This is a genomic window from Amycolatopsis keratiniphila subsp. keratiniphila, from assembly GCF_001620365.2.
Classification (GTDB): Bacteria; Actinomycetota; Actinomycetes; order Mycobacteriales; family Pseudonocardiaceae; genus Amycolatopsis; species Amycolatopsis keratiniphila.
This window is the reverse complement of sequence record NZ_LQMT02000032.1, coordinates 305,838-314,439: the sequence shown is the minus strand read 5'-3', so window position 1 is coordinate 314,439 and position 8,602 is coordinate 305,838. Positions and strand designations below refer to the sequence as shown.

Sequence of the window (8,602 nt, the reverse complement as noted above, 5' to 3'; positions counted from 1 at the left end):
TTCCTTGCAAAATTTGCAAGGAAAGGACCTTTCATGGCGCGCTACGTACTTCCCGTATGTCATGAAAGGGTCGTTCAGGACGAAAAGTGTCCTGAACGACCCTTTCATGACACCCCGGGGCGCATACCCAGCGGTCGCGCGAAAGCCCGGCTCAGCTGCCCACGATCCGCCCGGCCGCGCGCACGACGAGGTCACGCGTCGCGGTCGGGGAGGAGAACCCGAGGATCGACAGGTGCACGACGAGGCTCAGCAGTTCCTCGGCGTCGAAGTGGTCCGGCACGGTGCCCGCCCGTTGCGCCTTCCGGATCGCGGCGACCTTGTCCGCGTGCGCCCGGACCTCGGCCTCGGGTGCCGCGTCGAAGCCGTTCTCCAGCCGCAGCCAGCCCATGAGCCGCAGGAGCTGGGGGTGTTCGAGGTAGCGGTCGAACAGCCTTCCCGCGTAGCCGGGCAGGTCCTCGGGGGTGATCGTGAGGGTGCGGATGGCGAGGTCCACCTGCTCCTCCACGACCTTCTCGAAAAGCTCTTCCTTGCTGCAGAAGTAGGCGTAGATCAGTGCCTTGTTCGCGCCCGCGTTCTTCGCGATGCGATCCACCCTGGCGCCGGCGATGCCGTACGTCGCGAACTCCGTCGTCGCCGCGTCCAGCAGCTTCCGCTTGGTCGCTTCCTTGTCCCTGACCATGAGCCTCAGTCTAACTAACTGGTTGGTTGACAGCCAGTCGCATCCCGTGGCAGTCTGAGTTGACAACCAACCAGTTAGTTAGGAGCGGGGACATGAAGGTCGCACTGGTCACGGGAGCTTCCGCGGGGATCGGCGAAGCCACGGCGCTCGCGCTGAAGGACGCGGGTTACACGGTCTACGGCGCCGCGAGGCGCGTCGAGCGGATGGCGGGGCTCGCCGAGCGCGGGGTCGAGGTCCTCGCGATGGACGTCACCGACGACGCGTCGATGGTCGCGGGCGTCGAGCGGATCATAGAGGAGTCCGGCCGCATCGACGTCCTGGTCAACAACGCGGGCTACGGCTCGTACGGCGCCTTCGAGGACGTGCCGCTCTCGGAGGGGAAGTACCAGTTCGAGGTCAACCTGTTCGGGCTCGCGCGGCTCGTCCAGCTGACCACGCCGCATATGCGCGCCCAGGGTTCCGGCAAGATCGTGAACATCTCGTCGATCGGCGGCAAGATCTACGAGCCGCTCGGCGGCTGGTACCACTCGACGAAGTTCGCGGTCGAAGGACTCAGCGACTCACTGCGGCTGGAACTGAAGCCGTTCGGCATCGACGTCGTGGTGGTCGAACCCGGTGCCATCAAAACCGAATGGGGCGGCATCGCCATCGAGAACCTGATGAAGACCTCGGGCGACACCGCGTACGCGCCACAGGCCAAGGCGCTGGCGAAGTTCTTCGACCAGGCCGCACGCGGTTCCCACCCCAAGGTGATCGCCGACGTCATCCTGAAGGCCGTCCGGGCCCGGCGCCCGAAGACCCGCTACGCCGCCGGTTTCGGGGCGAAGCCGATCCTGTTCGTGCGCCGGGTGCTCCCGGACCGCGCCTTCGACGCGTTGTTCCTCGGGGCGCTGCGCCGCTTCGCCTAAACCGCGACGGCCGGCTCGGCGACGGGTTCCGCGTACGAGTAGACCTCCCGCGGTTCGGGGAAGAGCTTCACCAGCACCGGATACGCGATCGCCGCCGTGCACAGCGTCACCACCATGCTGATGTCGACGCCGCCCGCGATGTCCTTGAACGGCCCGGCGATCATCGGGGTGTTGGCCGTCAGCAGACCCAGCGTCGTCGCCGGGATCCAGGCGGCCATCGCGCGCCAGTTCACCCCGCGGGTGAACCAGTAGCGCCCGCCCTTACGGCCCTGGTTGAACACCTGGAGGTCGTCCGGGTCGTAGAACCCGCGCCGCAGCACGAAACCGATCATCATGATCACCATCCACGGCGAGGTGCACAGCACGATCAGCGTCGCGAAGGCGTTGATGCTGGACACCATGTCCAGCACGAAATTGCCGACGAAGATGAACACGACGCTGAGCGAGCCGATCAGCAGCGTCGCCTGCACCCGGCTCAGCTTCACGAAGATCGAGCTGAAGTCCAGCCCGGTCCCGTAGAGCGACGTCGTGCCGGTGGAGAGCCCGCCGATCAGCGCGACCACGATCAGCGGGATCGCGTACCAGAGCGGGGAGATCGCGGTCAGGCCGGTGATGTAGTCGGCCGGATCGGCGACCAGGGTCGCGGTGGCGATGCCGAACCCGAACGGCAGCAACGTCGCCACCTGCGCCAGGAACGGCGCGGCCAGCAGGGAACGGCGGCTGTGGCGCGCCGGGATGTAGCGCGTCCAGTCGCCGAGGAAGGCACCGAACGAGATCGGGTTCGCCATCGTGGTGAGCGCGGCGAGGATCCACGTCGGCCAGAAGTCGCCGAGCGCGTAGGTGCCGGTGCCGGCGAACCCGGGGTCGAACGTGCCGCCGTAGGCCACGATTCCGAGCAGCATGATCGCCGTGCCCAGCACCACGGCGACCCGGTTCACCAGCAGCATGAACCGGTAGCCGTAGATGCACACCACCAGCGTGGCGATCGCGATGACACCGTACGCGACGCCGCGGAGCACTTCGCCGCCGTCGAAACCGAAAAGCCGTTGTGCCGCACCGGCGACGGCGTCGCCGCTCACCCAGACCGAGATGGCGAAGAACGTGATAGCCGTCAGCAGCGAGAGGAAGGAGCCGACACAACGGCCGACGACGCCGAAGTGCGCGCCGGACGAGACCGCGTTGTTGGTCCGGGTGAGCGGGCCGAACAACGACATCGGCGAGAGCACGAGCGCGCCGACGACCACGCCTGCGACGGTGGCCGCCACCGCCGCCCAGAAGCTCAGCCCGAAGGCGATCGGGAGGGTCCCGAGGATGATGGTGGCGAAGGTGTTCGCGCCGCCGAACGCCATCCGGAACAGGTCGCGCGGACGCGAGGTCTGTTCTTCCGGCGGGATCGGCGCGATGCCGTGCTGCTCGACTTCGGTGACCTTGTCACCCATGGGGACCTCCGGCTAAGAGCTTCAGGCGAAGCGGGTCATGACGTGCTTCACGCGGGTGTACTCGGCGAAGGAGTAGGACGAGAGGTCCTTCCCATGGCCCGAGTGCCCGAAGCCGCCATGGGGCATTTCCGAGACCAGCGGCCCGTGGGTGTTGACCCAGACGCAGCCGAAGTCGAGTTCGCCCGAAACGCGGGTCGCGCGTGACAGGTCGTTGGTCCAGATCGACGACGCCAGCCCGTAGGGGACGCCGTTGGCCAGGCGCACCGCCTCGTCCTCGTCCGTAAAGGACTGGACGGTGATCACCGGGCCGAAGATCTCCTCCTGCACGATCTCGTCGTCCTGCTTCAGGCCCGAGATCACGGTGGGGGAGAAGAAGAAGCCGCGGTCGCCGGCGGGGGTGCCACCGGTCTCCACGCGGGCGTGCGACGGCAGGCGCTCGACGAGCCCGCGGACCCGGCCGAACTGCACCTCGCTGTTGAGCGGGCCGAAGTCCTCGCCCGGCGTCTGCGCGGTGGCGGCCTTGGTCAGTTCCGCGACGAACTCGTCGTGGATCGCCGCGTCCACCAGCACCCGGCTGCCCGCCGTGCAGTCCTGCCCGGCGTTGTAGAACGCCGCGCCGACGATGCCCTCGGCCGCTTCGGCGAGGTTCACGTCGCCGAAGACCAGCAGGGGCGCGTTGCCGCCGAGTTCGAGGTGCGTGCGCTTGAGGTCGGCCGCCGCGACGGTGGCGACGTCGATCCCGGCGCGGGTCGACCCGGTGATCGACACCAGCTCGGTGATCGGGTGCTTCACCAGCGCGCGGCCGGTGTCGCGGTCGCCGCACAGTACGTTAAAAGCGCCCTGTGGCAGGAACTCCGCCGCGACCTTCGCCAGCAGGACGGCCGTCGAAGGCGTGGTCTCCGCGGGCTTGAGGACGACGGTGTTGCCCGCCGCCAGCGCCGGGGCGATCTTCCAGACACCCATCATCAGCGGGTAGTTCCACGGCGCGATCTGCGCGCAGACGCCGACCGGCTCCCGGCGGATCGCCGACGTGTGCCCCGGCAGGTACTCGCCGGACGCGGTGCCTTCGAGCTGCCGCGCCGCACCGGCGAAGAACCGCAGCGCGCTGACGCACTCCGGGATCTCCTCGTCCAGCACGACGGCGCGGATCTTGCCGGTCTCGCGGATTTCGAGCTCGGCGAACTCTTCCGCGCGGGACTCCAGCGCGTCGGCGATCTTCAGCAGCGCGAGCTGACGCTGGGCGGGTGTGCTCTTGCGCCACACCTTGAACGCCCGTTCGGCCGCGGCCAGCGCGGCGTCCACATCGGACTGCTCCGACAGGACACTGGTGCCGAAGACCTCGCCGGTGGCGGGATTCACCAGGTCGAGCGTGCGCGAACCCGACGCCGGGACCTCGGCGCCGTCGATGAGATTCAGGACCTGAGTCATTTCTTCTCCAGGTGGGTCGGCTCGAACATCTTCAGCAGGGCGGGGAGGACGACCAGCGACGGACCGGGTGTGCCGAGGGCTTCGGCAAGGTCCTTCCCGACGGTGTCCAAAGAGGACACCGTGGCCGGGACGCCGAAGGACCGTGCCAGCGCGGCGAAATCGGGCCGCGCGAGTTCGGTGGCCGTCGACTGCCCGAACGCGCCGGTCAGGTACTCGCGCAGGATGCCGTAACCGCCGTCGTCGACGACGAGCCACGTGACGTCCAGCCCGTGCTGGACCGCCGTGGCCAGTTCCGCGATGCCGTACATCGCGCCGCCGTCGCCGGACACCGCGAGCGCCGGGCCGCCGGTCGCCGCGGCGCCGCCGAGCGCGCCGGGCAGGCCGTAGCCGAGCCCGCCCGCGCCCTGCGCGGTGTGGATCGGCGCGTCTTCGGGATTCCACGCCGACCAGGCCCAGTAGGCCGCGATCGTCATGTCCCAAAAGGTCTGGGTGCCTTCGGGGATCGCCGTGCGGATGTCGTCGATGAGCTTGCGCTCGGCTTCGAGGGGCTGGCCGTCGAGGCGTTCGCGCACCTTCGTCAGCAGATCCGCCACCGCCTTTTCGGCCGCGCCGTCGGACTGCCGGAACGGCACCTGCTCCAGAAGTCCTTGCAGGACAAGGCGGACGTCGGCGTGGATGCCCAGCGCCGGGTAGTTCGACTCCAGTTTCCCGAGATCGGCCTCGACCTGGATCACCCGGCCGCGCGGGGCGAACTCGCGGTAGTTGCTGGACAGCTCGCCGAGCCCGGAACCCAGCACCAGCAGCACATCCGCGGCCGAGAGGAACTCGGTGCTGTGCCAGTCCTCCAGCCACGACTGCCCGGACAGCTCGTGATCCCAGCCGAAGACGCCCTTACCGCCGAACGTCGACAGCACCGGCGCGCGCAGTGCCTCCGCGAGCGCCTTCAGCTCCGCGTGCGCGCCCGAGCGCAGCGCGCCACCACCGGCGAGGATCACCGGATTCTCGGCCGCGCCAAGGAGATTCGCGGCCTCGGCGACGAGCTCCGGCAACGGCGCGAGCGGAGCGGGCCGTGCCGTCACGGCCGTGATCCGCGGCAGATCCGTCGGCGCCAGCAGGATGTCCTGCGGGATCTCGACCCACACCGGGCCGTACGGCGCGGTCGCCGCCGATTCCCAGGCTTCGCGCAGTGCCGTCGGGATCTGGCTGACGGTGCGCACCACGTGCACCGACTTCACCACGTCACGAAAACTGGCCTGCTGGTCGGGCAGTTCGTGCAGGTAACCGTGGCGTCCGCCGCCGAGCCCGGCGACCGGGACCTGGCTGGAGATCCCGAGCACCGGGACCGACGCCGCCCGCGATTCCTGCAACGAGGCCAAAGTCAGCAGCGCGCCAGGACCGGTCGACACGATCATCGGCGTCACCGGGACCGGGCCTTCGGGATCCGCCGCGAGCCGGGCGCGGGCGTGCCCGTCGGCCGCGAACGCCAGATTGTTCTCCACCCGCGAGCTGACGACGCGCAGGTCGTCCGTGCGCCGCAACGCTTCGAACAGACCGAGCGCGTGCTGGCCCGGCAGGCCGAACACGGTGTCCGCGCCGAGCGCGTGGAGGGTTTCGACGACGACGTCGCCGCCGATGCGTTGTGTCATGCGCTCTTCCCCAAACTGAGCAGGCTCACCAGGTCGTAGGCGACGTGGGAAGCCGCGATGGCGGTGATCTCGGCATGATCGTAAGCCGGGGCCAGCTCCACCACATCGGCTCCGACGAGGTTGCAGTCCCGCAGCCCGCGCAGGATCTCCAGCAGTTCGCGGCTGGTCATCCCGCCCGCCTCGGGGGTGCCGGTGCCGGGCGCGTGCGCCGGGTCGAGCACGTCGATGTCGACCGAGATGTAGAGCGGGCGGCCGCCGATGCGCTGGCGCAGCGCGTCGACGGTCTCGGCGACCCCGCGGCGCATGACGTCGCCGGAGGTGACGATGCCGAATCCGAGGCGGCGGTCCTCTTCCAGATCCCGCTTGCCGTACAGCGGGCCGCGCGTGCCGACGTGGGACAGCGCTTCGGTGTCGAGGATGCCTTCCTCGGACGCCCGCCGGAACGGGGTGCCGTGGGTGTACGGCTCGCCGAAGTAGGTGTCCCAGGTGTCGAGGTGCGCGTCGAAGTGCAGCAGCGCCACCGGTCCGTGCTTCTTCGCCGCCGCCCGCAGCAGCGGCAGCGCGATCGTGTGGTCGCCGCCGACGGTCACCAGGCGCGTCCCGTCCGCGGTGAGCGCTTCGGCCTCGCTCTGCAGCGTTTCGATCGCCTCGCCGATGTTGAACGGGTTGAGCGCGATGTCGCCGGCGTCGGCCACCTGCGTTTCGGCGAACGGGGAAACGTCGAGTTCCGGGTGGTACGGGCGAAGGAGCCGGCTGGCCTCACGGAGCGCGGAGGGGCCGAAGCGCGCGCCGGGGCGGTAGGACACCCCGGCGTCGAACGGCACCCCGACGACGGCGACGTCGGCGCGCTCGACCTGATCGAGCCGCGGAAGCCTCGCGAAGGTCGCGAAACCGGCGAACCGGGGCACCCTCGAAGAGTCGACGGGACCGATCGGGTTCTGCTCAGGCACTGTGTCTCCTTCTAACGGGTTTTCAGGACTGCGAAGCGGCGAGTTTCGCCTCTTCTTCTTCGGCGGCCGCGCTGCCGTTCAGGCGGCGGGTCCACACGGTGAGGATTTCGTCGGAGGTCCGCGGGGTGAGGAAGCTGACCAGCAGGTACACCGCGAGGCTCGAACCGAGGCCCCAGTAGATCGGGCTGTTGGCCTCGACGCCGTCGACGAACATGAACGTGATGACCACGACGGTGCCGACGACCATCGACGCGAGCGCGCCCTGACGGGTGCCGCGTTTCCAGGCCAGCCCGCCGATGATCGCCACCAGCAGGCCGCCGACGAGGATGTCGTAGGCGATGGTCAGCGCGTTGACGACGTCGTCCACGACCATCGCGATGCCGATCGCGACGATGCCGAGCACCAGCGTCGTGACCCGATTCCTGCTGACCTCGTCGGCGGCCTTTTTGAGGCCCAGCTTGGAAAGCAGGTCCGAGGTGCTGACCGTGGAGCAGGCGATGAGCGCGCCGCTCGCGGTCGACATCATCGCCGAGAGCGCCGCCGCGAGCACCAGCCCGCGGACCCCGGCGGGCAGCTGCTCCTCGACGATGGTCGCGAACGCGTCCTGCGCGCTGGCGAGGTTCGGGTACAGCGTCTTGGCCGCGGTGCCGATCAGCGCGCCGGCGAGACCGTAGACGAGGCAGTAGACGCCGGAGATGACGCCGCCGCCGGTCGCGATGCCCGGCGTCCGCGCGGTGAACACGCGCTGCCAGATGTCCTGGCCGATCAGCAGGCCGAAGCTGTAGATGAGGAAGTAGGTGAAGATCGTGTCGCCACCGATGGCGGTGAGTTCGAAGTAGCTCTCGTCCAGCCGCGCGGCCATGCCGTCGAAACCGCCCGCGGACACGATCGAGACCGGCAGCAGGATCAGCAGGATGCCGATGGTCTTGATGACGAACTGGACGATGTCGGTCAGCGTGATCGACCACATGCCGCCGAGTACCGAGTAGAGCACCACGATCGAACCGCCGATGGCGATACCGGCCCAGCTCGGCACGTTGAACAGGACTTTGAAGATGGTGGCGAACGCCAGCGTCGAGGTGACGGTCAGCATCAGCGTGTAACCCCACATGACCACGCCGGAGATGGTGCTGGTGGAGCCGCCGTACCGCAGGTCGAGCATCTCGCCGACGGTGTAGACGCGCAGTTTCACCAGCCGCCGCGCGAACAGCGTGTGGAGGACCAGGATGCCGACGCCGATCGCGATCACGAGCCAGGCGCCGGAGATGCCGTAGGTGTAGCCGAGTTTCACGCCGCCGACGGTCGAAGCGCCGCCGAGGACGACCGCGGACATCGTGCCCGAGTACATGAACCAGCCGAGGCGGCGGCCGGCGACGAGGTAGTCCGATTTGGTCTTGGCGAGCCGCAGCCCGAACCAGCCGACCCCGATCATGCCCGCTATGTAGAGCGCGATCACCGCGTAGTCACCGGCCACGGTGTCCTCCTTGACTTGGGGCTGTTCGCTTCGTTCGGGTCACCGTAGGTTCGTTCGTACCTTGAACGACATGGGATG

Annotated in this window: 7 protein-coding genes; 1 reads left to right on the top strand and 6 read right to left on the bottom strand. The window is 68.7% G+C overall.

Going from position 1 to position 8,602, the window contains the following annotated elements; genetic code table 11:
• Positions 1-151 precede the first annotated feature (151 nt).
• Positions 152-679 (bottom strand): TetR family transcriptional regulator, encoded by a 528-nt coding sequence (locus tag AVR91_RS31315; protein ID WP_063274501.1) that lies wholly within the window; start codon positions 677-679, stop codon positions 152-154.
• A gap of 92 nt (positions 680-771) precedes the next feature.
• Here AVR91_RS31315 and AVR91_RS31310 point away from each other — a divergent pair, with 92 nt between their 5' ends.
• Positions 772-1,587, top strand: coding sequence for an oxidoreductase (locus AVR91_RS31310; RefSeq protein WP_063274500.1), 816 nt, complete (start codon positions 772-774; stop codon positions 1,585-1,587).
• Here AVR91_RS31310 and AVR91_RS31305 read toward each other — a convergent pair.
• Genes AVR91_RS31305 through AVR91_RS31285 form a run of 5 tightly spaced genes read right to left on the bottom strand, consistent with a single transcriptional unit; the run spans position 1,584 to position 8,524 of the window.
• Positions 1,584-3,026, bottom strand: a complete 1,443-nt coding sequence (locus tag AVR91_RS31305; protein WP_063274499.1) for a purine-cytosine permease family protein — start codon at positions 3,024-3,026, stop codon at positions 1,584-1,586. The two genes, AVR91_RS31310 and AVR91_RS31305, sit on opposite strands and share 4 nt — an antisense overlap.
• A gap of 21 nt (positions 3,027-3,047) precedes the next feature.
• On the bottom strand, positions 3,048-4,454 hold the full coding sequence (locus AVR91_RS31300) for an aminobutyraldehyde dehydrogenase (RefSeq protein WP_063274498.1): 1,407 nt from the start codon (positions 4,452-4,454) through the stop codon (positions 3,048-3,050).
• Positions 4,451-6,100 carry a thiamine pyrophosphate-binding protein gene (locus AVR91_RS31295; RefSeq protein ID WP_063274497.1) on the bottom strand — a complete coding sequence of 550 codons (1,650 nt, stop codon included), beginning with the start codon at positions 6,098-6,100 and terminating at the stop codon, positions 4,451-4,453. Before AVR91_RS31295 ends, AVR91_RS31300 begins: the two co-directional genes overlap by 4 nt.
• Positions 6,097-7,050 (bottom strand): agmatinase, encoded by a 954-nt coding sequence (gene speB, locus AVR91_RS31290; protein ID WP_063274496.1) that lies wholly within the window; start codon positions 7,048-7,050, stop codon positions 6,097-6,099. Before speB ends, AVR91_RS31295 begins: the two co-directional genes overlap by 4 nt.
• Before the next feature lie 22 nt (positions 7,051-7,072).
• The gene (locus AVR91_RS31285; protein WP_063274495.1) at positions 7,073-8,524 is read right to left on the bottom strand and encodes a sodium:solute symporter; all 1,452 of its coding nucleotides are present in this window, start codon (positions 8,522-8,524) and stop codon (positions 7,073-7,075) included.
• Between the last annotated feature and the right edge of the window lie 78 nt (positions 8,525-8,602).

Excerpts from the sequence above, each read along its gene's own strand:
- AVR91_RS31315 (WP_063274501.1), bottom strand. The coding sequence starts at position 679 with ATGGTCAGGGACAAGGAAGCGACCAAGCGGAAGCTGCTGGACGCGGCG.
- AVR91_RS31310 (WP_063274500.1), top strand. The coding sequence starts at position 772 with ATGAAGGTCGCACTGGTCACGGGAGCTTCCGCGGGGATCGGCGAAGCC.
- AVR91_RS31305 (WP_063274499.1), bottom strand. The coding sequence starts at position 3,026 with ATGGGTGACAAGGTCACCGAAGTCGAGCAGCACGGCATCGCGCCGATC.
- AVR91_RS31300 (WP_063274498.1), bottom strand. The coding sequence starts at position 4,454 with ATGACTCAGGTCCTGAATCTCATCGACGGCGCCGAGGTCCCGGCGTCG.
- AVR91_RS31295 (WP_063274497.1), bottom strand. The coding sequence starts at position 6,100 with ATGACACAACGCATCGGCGGCGACGTCGTCGTCGAAACCCTCCACGCG.